Raw genomic sequence first — 18,756 nt, forward strand, 5'->3', positions numbered from 1 at the left:
AGGAGGTCGGCTTCACATATGGCACAAAATTATGACGTGGTCATCCTGGGAGGCGGAACCGGCGGCTATGTCGCAGCGATCCGCTCTGCCCAGCTCGGTTTAAAAACAGCAATCGTCGAAAAAGGGAATCTTGGTGGAACATGCCTTCATAAAGGCTGCATCCCGAGCAAAGCATTGCTCCGCAGCGCAGAGGTCTATTCAACTACGAAAAACCATGCCGCCGATTTCGGTGTGACGACAGGCGAAGTTTCTTTGGACTTTTCGCGTGTACAGGAACGCAAACAAGGCATTGTCGACCAATTGCACAATGGCGTCAAAGGCTTGATGAAAAAAGGCAAGATTGATGTCTATGAAGGCATCGGCCGGATTCTCGGGCCATCCATCTTTTCTCCGAATGCCGGTACGGTTTCGGTGGAAATGACCAACGGTGAAGAAAACGAAATGCTCATCCCGAATAACGTCATCATCGCAACGGGCTCACGTCCGCGGACGCTCCCTGGCCTGACGATCGACGGAGAATTCGTCATGAGCTCCGATGAAGCGCTTCAAATGGAAGAGCTTCCGAAGTCGATCTTGATTGTCGGCGGCGGCGTCATCGGAATCGAATGGGCTTCGATGCTCAACGATTTTGGAGTGGACGTGACGGTCATCGAATACGCAGACCGCATCATTCCGACAGAAGACAAGGACGTTTCAAAAGAAATGCAGAAATTGCTGGCGAAAAAAGGCATCAAGTTTGCGACAAGTGCGAAAGTGCTCGCGGATACCCTTCAAACCGGTGAAAACGGCGTGACAATCCAAGCCGAACTAAAAGGCGGCAATGAAACCTTCACCGCTGAAAAAATGCTGGTATCGGTCGGGCGACAAGCCAATGTCGAGAACATTGGACTGGAAAACACGGACATCCAGGTGGAGAACGGCTTTATCAAAGTCAAACCTTCATTCCAGACCAAAGAATCGCATATCTACGCAATCGGCGATGTGATCGGCGGCCTTCAATTGGCGCATGTCGCATCTCACGAAGGCATTACTGCGATCGAGCATATTAAAGGGAACAATCCGCATGCCATCAATTACGATCTGGTGTCCCGCTGCATTTATTCTAATCCGGAAGCTGCAAGCGTTGGCATCACTGAAGAGCAGGCGAAAGAAAAAGGCCACGATGTTAAAGTCGGCAAATTCTCCTTCAAAGCGATCGGCAAAGCGCTTGTTTACGGAGAATCGGACGGTTTTGTCAAAATCGTAGCCGATAAAGCGACAAATGACATTCTAGGTGTCCACATGATCGGGCCGCACGTGACCGATATGATTTCAGAAGCTGGCCTGGCCATGGTTCTGGATGCAACACCGTGGGAAATCGCCGATACGATCCATCCGCACCCGACACTTTCCGAAGTGATGGGCGAAGCGGCATTGGCTGTAGACGGCAAAGCGATTCATAGCTAAGGGAGGAATTTAAATGGCTTCAAGACATGAAGAGGTAGGCTTATCAAACGATGATTTGCTGAAAATGTATGAAACGATGCTTACGGCGCGCCGCGTCGATGAGCGCATGTGGCTGTTGAACCGGGCGGGCAAAATCCCGTTCGTCATCTCATGCCAGGGGCAGGAAGCGGCCCAGGTCGGAGCGGCTTACGCGCTGGACAACACAAAAGACTATATCGCACCTTATTACCGCGACCTTGGCGTCGTCTTGCATTTCGGCATGACTCCGAAAGAATTGATGCTTTCGGCATTCGCAAAAGCGGAAGATCCGAACTCCGGCGGACGCCAGATGCCGGGCCATTTCGGACAGAAGAAAAACCGCATCCTGACAGGTTCTTCTCCAGTAACGACGCAATTGCCGCACGCAGTCGGTGTGGCGCTTGCCGGAAAAATGAAGAAAAAAGATTTCATCACATTTACGACGCTTGGTGAAGGCTCGTCCAACCAAGGGGATTTCCATGAAGGCCTGAACTTTGCAGGTGTCCATAAATTGCCGGTCATCACGATGGTCGAAAACAATAAATACGCGATTTCCGTTCCTTATGACCGCCAAGTGGCGAGCAAGAACGTTTCAGACCGCGCTGCCGGATACGGCATGCCGGGTGTTACGATCGACGGAAACGACCCGATCGAAGTCTACAAGCACGTAAAAGAAGCGGCAGACCGCGCACGCCGCGGCGAAGGCCCGAGCTTGATCGAAACCGTCTCGGAGCGGATGACGGCGCACTCTTCGGATGATGACCACCGCCAATATCGTTCAGCCGATGAACTGGCTGCACAAAAAGAAAAAGATCCGATTCTTTTATTCGGCGCTTATCTGAAAGAAAATGGCATCATGGACGATGCGCTGGAAGCGGATATCAACAAACGCATCATGGCGATCGTCAACGAAGCAACCGATTATGCTGAAAATGCACCATACGCAGAACCGGAACATGCCATGAAATACGTTTACGCAGAACAAGGGGGTAACGAATAATGGCAGTTATGAATTATATCGACGCCATCACGCTTGCCATGAAAGAAGAAATGGAACGCGACGAAAACGTCTTTGTCATCGGGGAGGATGTCGGCAAAAAAGGCGGCGTTTTCAAAGCGACGCAGGGCTTGTACGACCAGTTCGGCGAAGACCGAGTAGTGGATGCTCCGCTTGCGGAATCCGCTATCGCGGGCGTAGCCATCGGCGCTGCCATGTACGGCATGCGCCCGATTGCAGAATTCCAGTTCGCGGATTTCATCATGCCGGCAGTCAACCAGATCATCTCGGAAGCTTCGCGCATCCGTTATCGTTCAAACAACGACTGGTCCTGCCCGATCGTTTTCCGTGCGCCATTCGGCGGCGGCGTCCACGGCGCTTTGTACCATTCGCAATCCGTGGAAGCGGTTTTTGCAAACCAGCCGGGACTTAAAATCGTCATCCCTTCAACACCGTATGACGCGAAAGGCTTGCTGAAAGCAGCAATCCGCGATGAAGATCCCGTCATGTTCTTCGAGCACAAGCGCGCTTACCGCCTAATCAAAGGCGAAGTGCCGGAAGAAGACTATACGATCGAAATCGGCAAAGCCGATGTGAAGCGTGAAGGCGACGATATCACCGTCATCACTTACGGCCTGGCGGTCCACTTTGCCCTTCAAGCGGCAGAGCGCCTGGCAGAAGACGGCATCTCCGCGCACATCCTTGACCTGCGGACGATTTATCCGTTAGATAAAGAAGCGATCATCGAAGCAGCGAAGAAAACCGGCAAAGTTTTGCTAGTGACAGAAGACAATAAAGAAGGAAGCATCATCGGGGAAGTCGCAGCGATCATCGCTGAAAACTGCCTGTTCGACCTGGATGCTCCGATCAAGCGCTTGGCCGGCCCGGACATTCCGGCAATGCCGTATGCGCCGACGATGGAGAAATTCTTCATGATCAACCCGGACAAAGTTGAAAAAGCGATGCGGGAACTAGCAGAATTTTAATTGAAATGCAGAAAAGGAGGAATCCCTTTGGCTATTGAAAATATCAAAATGCCCCAGCTTGGCGAAAGTGTCACGGAAGGTACCATTGAGAAATGGCTCGTCCAGCCGGGCGACCACGTCAATAAATACGACCCGTTGGCGGAAGTCAACACAGATAAAGTGACAGCGGAAGTGCCTTCTTCATTCACAGGGACCATCAAGGAACTGGTTGCTGCTGAAGGGGAAACACTCGCAGTCGGCGAAATCGTCTGCACGATCGAAACAGAAGGCGGCGATTCAGCCCCTGCTGAAGAAGCGACGCCGCAGCCTGCCAATGCAGGAAAAGAAAACGTCATGCCGGCAGCGGACACAGAAGTTACAAAAGGCTTGACGGGCGAAAAAGGCTCTTCCCAACCGGTTCGTCCGGAAGGATCGAAAGCCCGCTACTCGCCAGCGGTCCTCCGCCTGGCTCAAGATAACGACATCGATTTGTCTCAAGTACAGGGGTCCGGCAATGAAGGGCGCATCACGCGCAAAGATTTGCTAGCCTTGATCGAAAGCGGCAATATCCCGAAAGCGGGCGATGCACCGGCTGCAGCACCTGCCCAAACGGAAGCGCCGGCTCCACAGACGGAAGCACCGCAAGCGCAGCCGTCTGCACCAGCCGCTAAATCGGCGCCAATCCAAAGCGCTCCGGGAGATGTGGAAATTCCGGTTACCGGCGTCCGCCGCGCAATTGCTGCCAATATGCTGAAGAGCAAGCACGAAGCGCCTCACGCATGGATGATGATCGAAGTGGACGTCACGGACCTTGTCGCATACCGCGATTCGATCAAAGGCGAATTCAAGAAAAAAGAAGGGTTTAACATTACGTATTTCGCGTTCTTCGTGAAAGCCGTTTCCCAAGCTTTGAAAGAATTCCCGATGATGAACTCGATGTGGGCAGGCGACAAGATCATCCAGAAGAAAGACATCAACATCTCGATTGCTGTCGCTTCTGATAACGCCCTCTTTGTGCCGGTCATCCGCAATTCGGATGAAAAATCGGTAAAAGGCATCGGCCGCGACATCAACGATCTTGCACTCAAGGCGCGCGGCGGCAAACTCGGTTCTGCAGACATGCAGGGTGGAACGTTCACCGTCAACAATACCGGTTCGTTCGGATCGGTCCAGTCGATGGGCATCATCAATCATCCGCAGGCAGCCATCCTGCAAGTGGAATCGATTGTCAAACGCCCGATGATCATGGGCAACGGCATGATCGCCGCCCGCGACATGGTCAACCTGTGCCTTTCTCTAGACCACCGCGTCCTTGACGGGCTTGTCTGCGGACAATTCCTCGGCCGCGTAAAAGAGATCCTGGAGAACATGAACAAAGAAAATACATCTGTTTATTAAGTTTAAAAGGTTTTCTTATGAATCTAATCTTAAAGCTAGCAGGAAAAAGCATTGCTTTTCCCTGCTAGCTTTTTGCATTTTTTATAAGACTGTTGGGAATGGAGGCGGCGAGCAAGTTGGTCGAAGGCAGTTCGACCAACTTGTTTGCGACGAAGCAGCGAAGCGATGCAGGAGCACCGTTTTTGCCAGCGGGAAAGCGAAGTGCCGAAATCCACTCGGACGCCAGTCAATGCTTGACCGAAGCTTGCGAGGGCAAGTATTTGCGACGAGCTTGCGCAGGAGCACAGGTTCTTAGTTAGTTCGGCGCAAGCCCGCGGAAAGCGTCCGCCGGAATGAGCAACAAGCTTATTGTTAAAGCCCCTTTTTTTGCTTTAATGTCCAGCAACACTCAGGTAAAATGAAAGAGAGATCCTGTAGGGAGGGAAAAACTTGACTATCGAATCAATGAAAAAGACTCAATTTTCGGAACGTACATACCAGGAATGGAAAGAAGCGGCTCAAAAGGCGCTGAAAGGCAAGCCTTTTGACGAGACATTAAAAACGCCGACCATTGAAGAGATTACCCTCGAACCTTTATATACCAAAGAAATGCTCGAACGCATCCTCCATTCGGCAGAAAACCAGGCGGCCGCCGTCCAGAATGGCAAGCGCTTGCCAGGCTGGTTTATCGCACAGGAAACGGCTGCAGAAACGGCAGCCGGTTTTTTGGAGGCTGCCAAAGAAGATATTTCCAAAGGGAATGAAATGATCGTCTATACCAGCCATAAAAACCTGGTCTGGTCGGACGCTGAACTGGAGGAGCTTGCAGCATTGATCGTCCGCTACCCGCTTTATTTCAAGCTGGTCAAGGAAGACAACGAAATCCTGCGCGTCTTCGACTTTATCGACGTAGACCATTCTGATCATGTCCAAGGTGTCATTTTCTCGGAACACCCGGTAGAAGCGCCGAAGAATGTGCGGACAAGGATGGTCGATACCATCCCTGTCCACCAGGCAGGCGGCACGATTGTCCACGAACTCGGGGTGGCGCTCAGCATTCTCGCCGAATCGGTTTCAAAAGAGAATTTCTCTGAAGAGGCTTCGAAATTATGGGTCCGTTTTGCAGTGGATACGCAATTTTTCCAGGAAATCGCGAAACTGCGCGCTTTCCGCGTGCTGTGGAACGCTTTTTGTGAAGCGTATGGCCAAGAAGCACCGCCGATTCCGGTCTTCACCGAGAGTTCGGTGCGCTCTTATTCCAAATTGGATTCCTATGTGAACTTGCTCCGTGCAGGCAATTCCGCCTTTTCTGCGGTACTCGGCGGTTCAAATGCCCATACGGTCCATCCGCATGATTTCCTGACGGGGCCGGACTCCAAAAGCCGCCGCATTGCGCGCAATGTCCAATTGGTCCTAAAAGAAGAAACGCATGTGACCCATGTGCTTGACGCTTCGGCCGGTTCTTATTTTATCGAGACGCTGACGAAAGAGTACGTCGATGCGGCATGGAGCTATTTCCTCGAAATTGAACAGGCCGGCGGCTATGCCGAAGTGATGCAGTCCGGCTGGCTTGCAGATGACTTCCAGGCGAAGTGGTTGGAGCGCAAAGAACAAGTGGCCACACGGAAAGCCTCTCTGATCGGCACGAATGTCTACGCCGATCCGCAGGAAGTGGTAAAAGAAGGGGCGATCGATGACAGCCACCTTGAGTACATCACAGCGAAACGCCTGGCGTCGCCTTTCGAAAAATTGCGATCGCAAAACAAAGAGAAAATTTTGAAGGCGGCGATCCTTCTCCTTGGCCCGTTAAAGACGGTCAAAGCGCAGTCCGATTTTGTGCAGGGCTTCCTGGCAGTCGGCGGCATCGAACCGGCGATCAGCCCGGAACTGACGACAGCCGAAGAAGTTAACCGCTACTTGGCTGAACATGGCATCGACTATGCGGTCCTTTGCGGATCGAAAGAAGAGATCGGGCAGCTATTACCGGGGTTGGACACAGAGGCTAACGTCGATGTAGCCGGCAGAATTCCAGCAGACAAATCGGAAGAATGGAAGTCATATGGCGTACAAGACGCCATCTATTCCGGACGGCATATTACATCCAAGCTCGAACAAATCCTCAGTCTCGGAAAGGAGGCCTTGTAAACATGCCGAAACCTGATTTTTCCAAAGTGGATTTAGCACATTTGAGAATCAAGCAAAATGAAGCCATCCAACAAGAGCCTTTTGAAACGAATGAAGGGATTGCGGTCAAACCGGTCTACACGGCGGAAGACACGGAAACCCTACAGGACAGCATGCCGGGCTTTGCACCGAATGTCCGCGGGCCGTACCCGACAATGTACGTTTCTCGCCCGTGGACCGTACGACAGTATGCAGGCTTCTCGACTGCTGAAGAAAGCAACGCGTTTTACCGCCGTAACTTGGCGATGGGGCAGAAGGGCCTTTCCGTCGCTTTTGACTTGGCCACCCACCGCGGCTATGATTCCGATCATCCGCGCGTCGTCGGCGATGTCGGCAAGGCAGGCGTCGCGATCGACAGCGTCGAAGACATGAAAATCCTCTTTGACGGCATTCCGCTGGACCAGATGTCGGTTTCCATGACCATGAATGGGGCCGTTGTGCCGATCATGGCGTTTTTCATCGTCGCTGCGGAAGAGCAAGGCGTCTCTCCGGAGCAATTGGCGGGAACGATCCAGAACGACATTCTAAAAGAGTATATGGTCCGCAACACGTATATCTATCCGCCGGCGATGTCGATGAAGATCATCGCGGATATCTTTAAATACACTTCTGAGCATATGCCGAAGTTCAACTCGATTTCCATCTCGGGCTACCACATCCAGGAAGCAGGAGCGACAGCTGACATCGAGCTGGCTTACACGCTGGCTGATGGACTGGAATACGTCCGCACCGGGCTCGCTGCCGGGATCGGCATTGATTCATTCGCACCGCGCCTGTCGTTCTTCTGGGGCATTGGCCTGAACTACTTTATGGAGATTGCGAAAATGCGCGCCGGCCGGGAAATCTGGGCGAAGATGATGAAATCGTTCGATCCGAAAAACGATAAATCGCTGGCACTCCGGACGCACTCTCAGACTTCAGGCTGGAGTCTGACCGAGCAGGACCCATTCAATAACGTCACGCGTACGTTGATTGAAGCGAACGCGGCGGCGATGGGCCATACGCAATCACTGCACACGAATGCACTTGATGAAGCGATTGCGCTTCCGACCGATTTCTCCGCTCGAATTGCGCGCAATACGCAGTTGTTCCTTCAGGAAGAAACCGGCATGACCAAAGTCATCGATCCATGGGGCGGTTCGCATTATGTCGAGGCGCTTACAAAGGAATTGACGGAGAAAGCATGGGCATTGATCGAGGAAGTCGAAGAGCTCGGCGGCATGGCAAAAGCGATTGAAACCGGCTTGCCGAAGATGCGGATCGAAGAAGCGGCTGCCAAAAAGCAGGCGCAAATCGATTCGAATGAAGAAGTCATCATCGGGGTCAACCGCTACCGGCTCGACCAGGAAGACCCGATCGATATCCTGAACATCGACAACACGATGGTCCGCAAAAAGCAGATTGAGCGGCTCGACCGCATGAAAGCGGAACGTGACGAGGAAAGGGTCCAAAAAGCCCTGGATGCATTGGCGCATGCTGCCGAAAGCGGCGAAGCCAATATTTTGGCATGTGCCATCGATGCGGCGCGCCACCGCGCGTCGCTCGGGGAAATTTCGGATGCCATCGAAAAAGCGTCCGGCAGACATAAGGCGGTGATCCGTTCAGTGAGCGGCGTATACAGCTCCAACTTCTCCAACCAGGGAGAAATGAAGATCGTCAAAGAAATGACCGAAGATTTTATTGAAAATGAAGGTCGCCGTCCTCGCATCCTGATTGCGAAGATGGGGCAGGATGGCCATGACCGCGGCGCGAAAGTAATCGCGACGGCATTTGCCGATCTTGGCTTTGATGTGGATATCGGACCGCTCTTCCAGACCCCTGCAGAAACCGCACAGCAGGCAGCTGAGAATGATGTACATGTCATCGGGGTCAGTTCCCTGGCTGCCGGCCATATGACACTTGTACCGGATTTGGCAGCGGAATTGAAAAAAGTCGGGCGCGAGGACATCTTAATTGTCGTCGGCGGGGTCATTCCGGCACAGGATTATGCATTCCTCCGCGAAAACGGCGCAAGCGCCATTTTCGGTCCGGGAACCGTCATTCCGGTAGCGGCCCAAAAAGTCATTGAAGAAATCTACCAGCGGCTCGGATATGAGGAAGTGGCCGACTGATGGACCGCGAACAAGGGTCGCGCCGGGTCATGGAAGGGGTCAATGAGTCCCATGACGGCATGAAATCGGCGCCCCGCAAAAAGTTCAAAAAACCTCCGGCAAGGAATTTCGATCTGGAAGAACTGGCCAACGGAGTCCAGAGCGGATCGCGTTTGCATTTAGGAAAGGCGATCACGCTTCTGGAAAGCGCCAATCCGGACGACAAGAAATTCGGGCAGGAGCTCTTGAACCGGCTGCTGCCTGAAACCGGGAACAGCATCCGGATCGGCATCACTGGCGTTCCGGGAGCCGGAAAAAGCACGTTTATCGAGACATTCGGCGAGCTGCTGACTTCGCTTGGGCACCGTGTGGCGGTCCTCGCCATCGACCCGAGTTCGTCGGTCACCGGCGGCAGCATCCTCGGCGACAAGACCCGGATGGAAAGCTTGGCGAAAAATCCGAAAGCGTTCATACGGCCTTCACCGACAGCCGGCACACTGGGCGGCGTCCACAAAAAGACGCGCGAGACGATGCTGCTGTGTGAAGCGGCTGGCTACAACATCATTTTGGTGGAAACGGTCGGCGTCGGACAAAGCGAGACGCTGGTGCGCGGTATGGTCGACATGTTTCTGCTGCTCGTTTTGACCGGTGCCGGGGATGAGCTGCAAGGCATGAAAAAGGGCATCCTCGAGCTTGCGGATGCCATCATCGTCCACAAGGCGGACGGGCCGAACGCGGAGCTCGCGAAAAAGACCGTCCGCGAATACAAAAGCATCCTGCATTTCCTGCAGCAGGCGACGGAAGGCTGGAAAACGCAAGCTCTGCCAGCCTCTTCGTTCGAAGAGTCCGGCATCCGGGAAGTCTGGGACATGGTACAGGAATTCGAATCGGCTGCAAAAGCGAACGGCATCTTCAAGAGCCGCCGCCAAAAACAGACAAAAGACTGGTTCCGTTCGATGCTCACCGACGAGCTGCTCAGCCGCTTTTTCGACGACCGCACGCGCCGTGAGCAAGTGAAGGAACTGGAACAAAAAGTGATGGAGGAACAGGTGACCGTCACCCGCGCCATCGAAACCCTTTTTGAGTAAGCTCTTTTGCAAGTCTATTCAAAGCCTGCTATGATTAATGAAGGAAAATTTAAAGGAGTGATGAACGAATGGCTATGGATTTCAACTTTTTGATGAACGATATCGTCAAACAAGCGCGTCAGGAATTGGTTGACGGCGGATATACACAATTAGAGACAGCTGAAGAAGTGAACGAAGTGTTTGCACAGCCCGGCACTAGCCTCGTCATGATCAACTCGGTCTGCGGATGCGCCGGCGGCATTGCACGCCCTGCTGCATTGCATTCCGTGCATTACGACAAGCGCCCGGACCGTTTGCTGACGGTTTTTGCAGGCCAGGACAAGGAAGCGACAGCTCAGGCCCGCGCCATTTTCGGCGATGACCACCTGCCGTCTTCTCCTTCATTCGTCTTGCTGAAAGACGGCAAGATGGTGGACGAAATCGGCCGCCACGAAATCGAAGGCCATGACCCGATGTCTGTCATTTCGCACATTCAGGAAATGTTCGAAGAGCACTGCAACGAAATTTAAATTTTTAGATGCCCTTGAAAAAGGGCATCTTTTTTAACGTGAAAAAGGAGAGGGCTATGAAACTGAAACGATTCTCCATCGGCTACCGGACGATGAAAACGGCGGCAGGCGCCGCAGCCGCGATCTACGTGGCGCAGCTTTTGCAATTGGATTATTATGTTTCAGCCGGCATTCTGGCGATCCTGTGCATCCAGCCGACCAAGAAGCGCTCGATACGGGCTGCGTTTTCCCGTTTTGTCGCGAGCTTGATCGGTATCGGCTATGCCTTTGTCTTCTTTGAAGGAGTTGCCTATCATCCGGCGATATTCGGGCTGATGATCCTGTTGTTCATCCCCGTGCTGGTATCGCTCGGATTTTCGGACGGCTTTGTTTCCAGCGCCGTCATCCTGCTGCATATTTACGATTCCAAGAATTTGACGCTTGATCTGTTTTTGAATGAATTATCCCTGATGGCTGTCGGTTTCGGAACAGCGCTTGCAGTCAATATGTACATGCCGAGCATCGAGAAAAAGCTCGACGCTTACCGGTATGACATTGAGACGCTGTACTCCACTATCTTTAAGGAAACTGCACATTATCTGCGGCAGGGCGATTCCGACTGGACAGGCAAGGAATTGATGGAAAGCGAAGCGCTCCTGCGGAAAGCCAAAGCACTGGCCTACCAGGACGTAGAAAATCATGTCACGAGGCTCGAAAACAAGTATTATCGCTATTTCGACATGCGCGAACAGCAGCTCGAAATCATCGAGCGCATACTTCCGAAGATTACAGCGCTGCCAGTGACCATCGGCCAGTCCAGCTTAGTGGCTGAATTTATGGAAGATTTGGCAGCCCACGTGCATTCCGGCAACACAGCGTCCCATTACTTGGCGAAGCTAGCTTCTTTAAAAGCTAAATTTGCCGACATGCCGCTCCCGGACAACCACCAGAAATTCTTGGCGATGGCAGCTCTTCACCATGTCATTGAAGAAATGGAAGATTACTTGGAAATCAAGTCTTCCTATAAAGGGTTCACAAACAAGAAAACGTCGAATGCCTAAATTCAGGGATAGCCTGCTCAACTTCAAGGGCGGCTATCCTTTTTGAATGGATCGGCAGCGAGCGGTAATCGGTTTACAATAGGGGGAGAATGAATTGGAGAACAACATTTTCGAAGAGATGGCTAAAAAATACGATACCGTGGAAAGAAAGGCCTTGGCAGAGGTGGTTGTCGGGGAAGTTCGGAAGGAATTGCGGGGCTCCCAAGCCCAATCCCTGCTGGATTACGGCAGCGGCACCGGCCTGGTCAGCTTGGAGCTGGCGGATCTACTGGATTCGGTCATGCTTGTAGATTCATCGGAAGGCATGCTTGAAGCCGCTTCATACAAAATTGCACAGCGGGGCATCACCAATGCTGAAGTGCTCGTTTCGGACTTCACGCAAAACAAGGCAGAGCTGCAGGCTGACGTCATTCTCCTGTCCCTTGTCCTGCTCCATATACCGGATACGCGGAAAATACTGCAGGAATTGCATGGCATCCTGACGGAAGGCGGCAAACTGATCATTGTCGACTTTGATAAAAACGCGAATGTAAACCATCCGAAGATCCATAACGGTTTCACACATGAGGGACTGAAGGAAAGCCTGCGGGAAGCAGGTTTCCGCAATCCGTCCGTACGAACTTTCCATCACGGCCCCCGTATTTTCGCCGGGCAGGATGCTTCAATGTTCATTGCCAGCGCCTTTAAATAGCATCGAATTGAAAACAGCAGAAGCCAGGAGGCTTCTGCTGTTCTTTTTGAAGATTAAATGATGAAGCTAAGGCCCATCATCAGTGACGACAATAGCATCAATGTGATCATTGCATAGATAACAAATTTGCGGAAAGATTGGTTTCTCATTCAATTATTGCTCCTTTGTCTCTTGATTGCTTAGAAAAATGATACCATAAATGGAGAGCAATTTGTAGAGTGACGGTTTACTGTACCCAATATTCTGCGAACAGCTAGAGTTTTAAGGCTTGAATAGGTACAATAAAAGAGAACATAAAAAAGGAAGTGAAAAAGATGAAGAAAGTCGACCATATCGGCATCGCAGTGCGTATTTTGGAAGATGTCATTCCGTATTACACGGAGACGCTCGGCTGTCCTTTATTGAAAATCGAGGAAGTGGCTTCGCAGAAAGTGCGGGTTGCGTTCATCGATGCCGGCAACATCAAACTGGAACTGCTGGAGCCCATGGATGAGACGAGCCCGATAGCCAAGTTCATAGACAAGCGGGGCGAAGGCATCCACCACATCGCGTTCGGCGTGGAAGACATCGATACGCGAATGGCGGAACTGCGTGAAAAAGGGGTGCAGCTCTTAAGCGAGGAAGCAAAACCGGGAGCTGGCGGGGCGATGGTTGCCTTTTTGCATCCGAAATCTTCAAATGGGGTATTATACGAACTTTGTGAAAAGCAATGATTGAGGAGTGGGGAAATGGACATTTACGAAAGAATCAATGAATTGTACGACCGCAAGCGGGAAATCGAGCTTGGGGGCGGGGAAGACCGCATCAGCAAGCAGCACGAAAAGGGGAAGCTGACAGCGCGGGAACGGATCGAATTATTGGTCGATGAAGGCTCATTCGTGGAGCTCAGCCCGTTCATGGAACACCGGACGACCGATTTCGGCATGGCAAAAGGCCCTGGCGAAGGCGTGGTCACAGGATACGGAAAAGTCAACGGACGCCCGATCTACCTGTTTTCACAGGACTTCACGGTCTTCGGCGGGGCACTCGGCGAAATGCATGCGAAGAAAATCGCCAACGTCATGGACTTGGCGGCGAAAAACGGCGCGCCATTCATCGGCCTGAACGATTCAGGCGGCGCCCGCATCCAGGAAGGCGTCTTATCGCTTGATGGCTACGGCCATATCTTCTACCGCAATTCGATCTATTCCGGGGTCATTCCCCAAATTTCGGTCATTATGGGGCCATCTGCCGGCGGCGCGGTGTATTCGCCGGCAATCACGGATTTTGTTTTCATGGTCGATAAAACGAGCCAGATGTTCATCACAGGCCCGAAAGTCATCGAAACGGTGACCGGCGAGAAGATTTCTTCCGAAGACCTCGGTGGATCGAGAGTACATACAGCAATCAGCGGAAATGCGCATTTCCGTTCGGATTCCGAAGAGGAAGTCCTGAACATGGTGCGCCGCCTTATCAGTTACTTGCCGCAGAACAACCAGGAGCTGCCGCCGCGCCTTGCCGTGGATGAAAAGGACGATTACCGTCCGGACCTAGCGGATGTTGTTCCATATGAAGCCATCCGGCCATACGATGTCCGGAAAGTCGTGGAGCAGGTCGTAGATACGGACAGCTTCATGGAAGTGCAGCCGGAGTTTGCCCGCAATATCGTCATCGGCCTTGCACGGATCAAAGGTGAAACCGTCGGATTGGTGTGCAATCAGCCGAAAGTGATGGCAGGCGGCCTGGACATCGATTCTTCCGATAAAGCGGCGCGGTTTATCCGCTTCTGTGACTCATTCAACATCCCGTTGATCACGTTCGAAGATGTCACTGGCTTTTTCCCGGGCATCAAACAGGAACACGGCGGCATCATCCGCCACGGCGCGAAGATCCTTTATGCGTACTCGGAAGCGACTGTGCCGAAAATGACAGTCATCCTGCGCAAAGCATATGGCGGCGCCTACGTTGCCCTGAACTCGAAATCGATCGGCGCGGATCTGGTTTATTCATGGCCGAATGCGGAAATCGCCGTTATGGGGCCAAACGGCGCTGCAAACATCATCTTTGCACGTGAAATCGCTGCAAGCGACAACCCGGAAGAGATGCGCGCCCAGAAAATCGAAGAATACCGCGAGAAGTTCGCAAACCCTTATGTCGCAGCAGCGCAAGGAATGGTGGATGACGTCATCGATCCGCGGGAAACCCGCATTAAACTGATCCAGGCGCTTGAAATGATGCGCCACAAGAAAGATTCCCGCCCTGCCAAAAAGCACGGCAACATGCCATTATAATAGAAAAAGAGGTACCAAAATGAAGAAAGACAGATTGCTCAATGAATTTCTCGAGTTGGTACAAATTGACTCAGAAACAAAAGATGAAGCGAAGATTGCAAAAGTCCTGAAAGAAAAAATGGAAGCGCTCGGATTTTATGTGAAAGAAGACAATTCAGCGTTCCATAACGGCCACGGTGCCGGCAACCTGATTGCCACGCTTCGCGGAGCAGCGCCGGACGTGCCGGCGATTTATTTCACTTCCCATATGGACACAGTCGTACCGGGGAAGAACATCCAGCCGGAAATCCGCAACGGTTATGTCTATTCCGACGGTACGACGATCCTCGGGGCTGACGACAAGGCAGGCATCGCCGCCATGTTCGAAATGATCCGTGTGATCCAGGAGCAGGAAATCGAGCATGGCGATATCCAGTTCGTCATCACCGCCGGAGAGGAAAGCGGCCTCGTGGGTGCAAAAGAGCTGGACGCGTCGCTCTTGTTCGCGAAATACGGCTACGCCGTGGACAGCAACGGCAAAGTAGGCGGCATTGTCACAGCCGCGCCTTACCAGGCGAAACTGTGGACCACGATCTATGGCAAAACAGCGCATGCCGGAGTAGCGCCTGAAAAAGGCATCTCCGCCATCACGCTGGCTGCAAAAGCGATATCCAAAATGACGCTCGGCCGCATCGATTCCGAGACGACCGCAAACATCGGCCGTTTCGAAGGCGGCAAAGCGACGAACATCGTCTGCGACGAAGTGCATATTTTGTCAGAAGCCCGTTCCATCAAAGAAGACAAGCTGGCCGCTCAGACCGCTCATATGGAATCCGTCTTCGAGGAAGTGGCGGAAAGCTTCGGCGGCCGTGCGGTCACGGAAGTCAAGCTGATGTACCCTGGATTTTCGTTCGATGAAGACGCACCGGTTGTGGAAATCGCCAAACGGGCGGCAGCGAACATCGGACGCCCCTCACCGATCCTCACAAGCGGCGGGGGAAGCGATGCCAATATCTTCAACGGTTTCGGAATCCCGACGGTGAACTTGTGTGTCGGCTATGAAGAAATCCATACCAAAAAAGAACGCATGCCGATCGAAGAACTCGAGAAGCTGACGGAACTTCTCGTGGAGATCGTCAAAGAGTCCGTAAAAAAATAATGTGCCATCGAAACAGAGAGGACCTGGCCGGGTCTCTCTGTTTTATTTTGTAGATAAGCAATTAGGGAAAATGGTAATTGGCATCAATTAGAGAAACAATAATAGTGGGCAGGAATCCTCAGAATCGTATTTAACCTTTGCTGAGCGTATTTTAACCTTTGTCGTGCGTATTTCCTCAATCGTCGTGCGTATTTTAACATTCGCTGAGCGTATTTATTTTCCTAGCCATAATAATGAATGTTCCCATAGAAGCATTCTCCGCCAACTGCAGGAGAAACATTCGTTTTCCAGGAATAAAAACAAAGAGTTCTCAGGTTTTAATTCAGCCCAAGCATAGCATGGTCTGAACTCCAGCCGCGCGGCAAGTAAGGCGGACGCGCTTTTCTTATGGTAAAATGGAAGAATACAATGAAGAAAGCGAAGCGATCTATATGGCAGGGCGAGTGATTTTCCACATCGATATGAATAGTTTTTATGCATCGGTCGAACAGTCGCATGACCCGAGCCTGAAAGGGAAAGCGCTCGCGATTGCAGGAAATCCGAAAGAGCGGCGGGGCATCATCGTGACTTGCTCCTATGAAGCGCGTGCCCATGGCATCTATACGACGATGCAAGTGCACGAAGCGAAGCGCAAATTTCCGGAGCTCATCCTCCTGCCGCCGAATTTCGAGCGGTACCGGGCAGCTTCCAAGGCGATGTTCGCAATCTTGCGCTCATACACCGACCTGGTCGAGCCGGTGTCGATCGATGAAGGTTATGTCGATGTCACTGACATTGCCATGGAACGGGATGCCGTTGAATTGGCGAAGGAAATCCAGCAGCGCATGCTGTCGGAGCTGGATCTGCCATGTTCGCTTGGCATTGCCCCGAACAAATTTCTGGCGAAGACTGCCTCGGATATGAAAAAGCCGCTTGGCATCACCATTCTGCGCAAACGGGATATCCAAGAAAAACTTTGGCATTTGCCGGTTATCGAGATGCATGGCATCGGCGAAAGCACAGCGGAGAAATTGAAGCGGCTGTCGATATTGACGATCGGCGACCTGGCGACGGCAAATGAAGGCCTCATGAAAGAGAAGATGGGGAAAAACGGCATCCGGCTCCAGATGCGCGCGAACGGCATCGATGAAAGAATTGTGGATCCCGATTCCATCTACGATACGAAAAGCGTCGGCACATCGACGACGCTTCCCATTGATGAAACCGATGAAGCAGAGCTGAAAGCGATTTTCCGCAAGCTGTCCGATAAAGTGGCGAACCGGCTCGAAGCGAAAGAGCTTGCCGGCCCGACCGTCAGCATCCAGACGCGGAGCTCCGATTGGCAGAACCGCACCCGAAGCATCACGTTGAAAAACACGGTGTGGAAAGCGGATGATATATTCCGGAACGCCTGGGAGCTGTTCACCAGGCACTGGAACGGCGAACCGCTGCGGCTAGTCGGCGTCACTGTGTCGAATGTTGCGGACAAAGGCGAAATGACCGAGCAGCTCAGCTTGTTCAATTATCAGGAGCATGCCAGAGAAGAGCCGCTGCTCGAACTGATGAGCAAGCTCGAAGCAAAGTTCGGCAAGAACGTCGTGATCAAAGGCGCGAAATACAAAAAGACCTCGTATGATTCCAAGACCAGCTTCAGCAAGGATTTTCTGGATGACCACGAACATGAAAGAAAGTAGGGGAATTATGCAGCTATTATTTCTGGGCACAGGTGCGGGCATGCCATCCAAAATGCGCCATACCAGCTCGCTTGCCTTGAAACTGCTCGAGGAGCGCGGCACTGTCTGGCTGTTTGATTGCGGCGAAGCCGCCCAGCACCAGATTTTGCACACCTCGGTGAAATTACGCAAAATCGAGAAGATCTTTATTACGCATATGCACGGCGACCATATTTTCGGGCTGCCCGGCTTGTTGGGGTCCCGCTCGTTTCTGGGCGGCGACGAAGCCATCGATCTTTACGGGCCGCCGGGGCTTCAGGAATATGTCGAAACGGTCCTGCGTCTGAGCCGGACCCACCTGACATACCGCATCAATTATTTTGAGCAACGCGAAGGCATCCTGTTCGAAGACGAAGGGATGACAGTGGAAACGGCCGAACTCGACCACGCCATTCCGTGCTGGGGCTACCGCATCCAGCAGAAACCCCTTCCGCCGAAGCTTTTGATCGAGAAAGCCACCGCACTCGGCGTGCCGAAAGGGCCGCTTCTCGCCAAGCTGAAAAATGGGGAAGACATAATGCTCAGCGATGGAACCGTGGTGAAAAGTTCCGAAGTGACGGAAAAAGGGGAACCGGGTTTCACGGTAGCCATATTGGGCGATACGAGGTTTTCGGAAGCCGCCATCCGGCTCAGCCGCGATGCGGACGTCATTGTCCACGAAGCGACGTTCGATGCGGAGACGCAGAAATTGGCGACGGACTATGGGCATTCGACGTTCCTCGACGCGGCGCGCACCGCAAGCCTTGCCGGCGCAAAAAGCGTGATCTTCAACCACATCAGCGCCCGGTTTTTGCCGGAAGATGAAAAGCGGTTGTTGGGCCAAGTGAAAGAAGTCCATTCGTCTGCGTTTATCGCCAGGGACTTCATGGAATTCGAATGGCATCACCAGACACGCGAAATCAAGAAAAAATAAGAAGAAATTGGAAAGCCATCTAAAAAGATGGCTTTTTTTAGGTAATATTTGAAATTCTTTATATAAATAATAGAACATATGTTCGATATATGATAAAATAAAGGTACAGCTGCATGAGGACGGTTTGGCCATTCCCGGGAAAGGGGGTGGTGATATGACAATTGCAGAATCATTCGGACTCGTCTTTACGAGCATCGGGGTTACCATCAGCGCCTTGACGCTGGTCGTTTCCATGATCTTGATCGTCAATAAAAAAAAATAACCGTCCCTTGTGGTGAGGAATGACGGTTATTTCAAAAGCCAAGATTCCAGCCAACC

Annotated in this window: 16 protein-coding genes; 15 read left to right on the plus strand and 1 reads right to left on the minus strand. The window is 52.2% G+C overall.

The genetic code is table 11. The features are described from left to right. Nucleotides 1–18 precede the first annotated feature (18 nt). The 10 genes from lpdA to ACTL32_RS08355 all read left to right on the plus strand — a co-directional run bounded on the left by lpdA (nucleotide 19) and on the right by ACTL32_RS08355 (nucleotide 12,405). Complete coding sequence (gene lpdA, locus ACTL32_RS08310; protein ID WP_441341003.1) at nucleotides 19–1,446, plus strand: dihydrolipoyl dehydrogenase; 1,428 nt, start codon at nucleotides 19–21, stop codon at nucleotides 1,444–1,446. 13 nt (nucleotides 1,447–1,459) lie between these two features. Further along, a complete protein-coding gene (locus tag ACTL32_RS08315; protein WP_441341004.1) occupies nucleotides 1,460–2,464 on the plus strand; it encodes a thiamine pyrophosphate-dependent dehydrogenase E1 component subunit alpha in 1,005 nt (334 codons plus the stop codon). Continuing rightward, nucleotides 2,464–3,447: an alpha-ketoacid dehydrogenase subunit beta gene (locus tag ACTL32_RS08320; protein ID WP_441341005.1), complete on the plus strand. Its 984-nt coding sequence runs from the start codon at nucleotides 2,464–2,466 to the stop codon at nucleotides 3,445–3,447. The genes ACTL32_RS08315 and ACTL32_RS08320 overlap by 1 nt, the downstream gene beginning before the upstream one ends. A gap of 27 nt (nucleotides 3,448–3,474) precedes the next feature. Beyond that, nucleotides 3,475–4,824, plus strand: coding sequence for a dihydrolipoamide acetyltransferase family protein (locus ACTL32_RS08325; RefSeq protein ID WP_441341006.1), 1,350 nt, complete (start codon nucleotides 3,475–3,477; stop codon nucleotides 4,822–4,824). Nucleotides 4,825–5,253: 429 nt separating this feature from the next. After that, nucleotides 5,254–6,948 carry a methylmalonyl-CoA mutase family protein gene (locus ACTL32_RS08330; RefSeq protein WP_441341007.1) on the plus strand — a complete coding sequence of 565 codons (1,695 nt, stop codon included), beginning with the start codon at nucleotides 5,254–5,256 and terminating at the stop codon, nucleotides 6,946–6,948. Nucleotides 6,949–6,950: 2 nt separating this feature from the next. After that, nucleotides 6,951–9,098, plus strand: coding sequence for a methylmalonyl-CoA mutase (scpA, locus tag ACTL32_RS08335; protein WP_441341008.1), 2,148 nt, complete (start codon nucleotides 6,951–6,953; stop codon nucleotides 9,096–9,098). After that, a complete protein-coding gene (meaB, locus tag ACTL32_RS08340; RefSeq protein ID WP_441341009.1) occupies nucleotides 9,098–10,165 on the plus strand; it encodes a methylmalonyl Co-A mutase-associated GTPase MeaB in 1,068 nt (355 codons plus the stop codon). Before scpA ends, meaB begins: the two co-directional genes overlap by 1 nt. A gap of 68 nt (nucleotides 10,166–10,233) precedes the next feature. Next, a complete protein-coding gene (locus tag ACTL32_RS08345) occupies nucleotides 10,234–10,674 on the plus strand; it encodes a BrxA/BrxB family bacilliredoxin (protein WP_441341010.1) in 441 nt (146 codons plus the stop codon). Between the two features lie 56 nt (nucleotides 10,675–10,730). After that, complete coding sequence (locus ACTL32_RS08350; protein WP_441341011.1) at nucleotides 10,731–11,714, plus strand: aromatic acid exporter family protein; 984 nt, start codon at nucleotides 10,731–10,733, stop codon at nucleotides 11,712–11,714. A 94-nt stretch (nucleotides 11,715–11,808) separates the two neighbouring features. Next, nucleotides 11,809–12,405 (plus strand): class I SAM-dependent methyltransferase, encoded by a 597-nt coding sequence (locus tag ACTL32_RS08355; protein ID WP_441341012.1) that lies wholly within the window; start codon nucleotides 11,809–11,811, stop codon nucleotides 12,403–12,405. Between the two features lie 53 nt (nucleotides 12,406–12,458). Here ACTL32_RS08355 and prli42 read toward each other — a convergent pair whose 3' ends face one another. Next, the gene (gene prli42, locus ACTL32_RS08360; RefSeq protein WP_204890514.1) at nucleotides 12,459–12,554 is read right to left on the minus strand and encodes a stressosome-associated protein Prli42; all 96 of its coding nucleotides are present in this window, start codon (nucleotides 12,552–12,554) and stop codon (nucleotides 12,459–12,461) included. Between the two features lie 165 nt (nucleotides 12,555–12,719). On the opposite strand from prli42, the gene mce reads away from it, so the two are divergent. The 5 genes from mce to rnz all read left to right on the plus strand — a co-directional run bounded on the left by mce (nucleotide 12,720) and on the right by rnz (nucleotide 18,438). Beyond that, on the plus strand, nucleotides 12,720–13,118 hold the full coding sequence (gene mce / locus ACTL32_RS08365) for a methylmalonyl-CoA epimerase (protein ID WP_441341013.1): 399 nt from the start codon (nucleotides 12,720–12,722) through the stop codon (nucleotides 13,116–13,118). Between the two features lie 15 nt (nucleotides 13,119–13,133). Beyond that, on the plus strand, nucleotides 13,134–14,675 hold the full coding sequence (locus tag ACTL32_RS08370) for an acyl-CoA carboxylase subunit beta (RefSeq protein ID WP_441341014.1): 1,542 nt from the start codon (nucleotides 13,134–13,136) through the stop codon (nucleotides 14,673–14,675). Between the two features lie 19 nt (nucleotides 14,676–14,694). Then, nucleotides 14,695–15,813: a M20/M25/M40 family metallo-hydrolase gene (locus ACTL32_RS08375; RefSeq protein ID WP_441341015.1), complete on the plus strand. Its 1,119-nt coding sequence runs from the start codon at nucleotides 14,695–14,697 to the stop codon at nucleotides 15,811–15,813. 431 nt (nucleotides 15,814–16,244) lie between these two features. Beyond that, entirely contained in the window at nucleotides 16,245–17,486 is a 1,242-nt protein-coding gene (locus tag ACTL32_RS08380; RefSeq protein ID WP_441341206.1) for a DNA polymerase IV, read from the plus strand. Between the two features lie 7 nt (nucleotides 17,487–17,493). After that, nucleotides 17,494–18,438, plus strand: coding sequence for a ribonuclease Z (gene rnz / locus ACTL32_RS08385; protein ID WP_441341016.1), 945 nt, complete (start codon nucleotides 17,494–17,496; stop codon nucleotides 18,436–18,438). Nucleotides 18,439–18,756 lie beyond the last annotated feature (318 nt).

The sequence above is a fragment of the Planococcus sp. FY231025 genome (assembly GCF_052078085.1).
Classification (GTDB): domain Bacteria; phylum Bacillota; class Bacilli; order Bacillales_A; family Planococcaceae; genus Planococcus.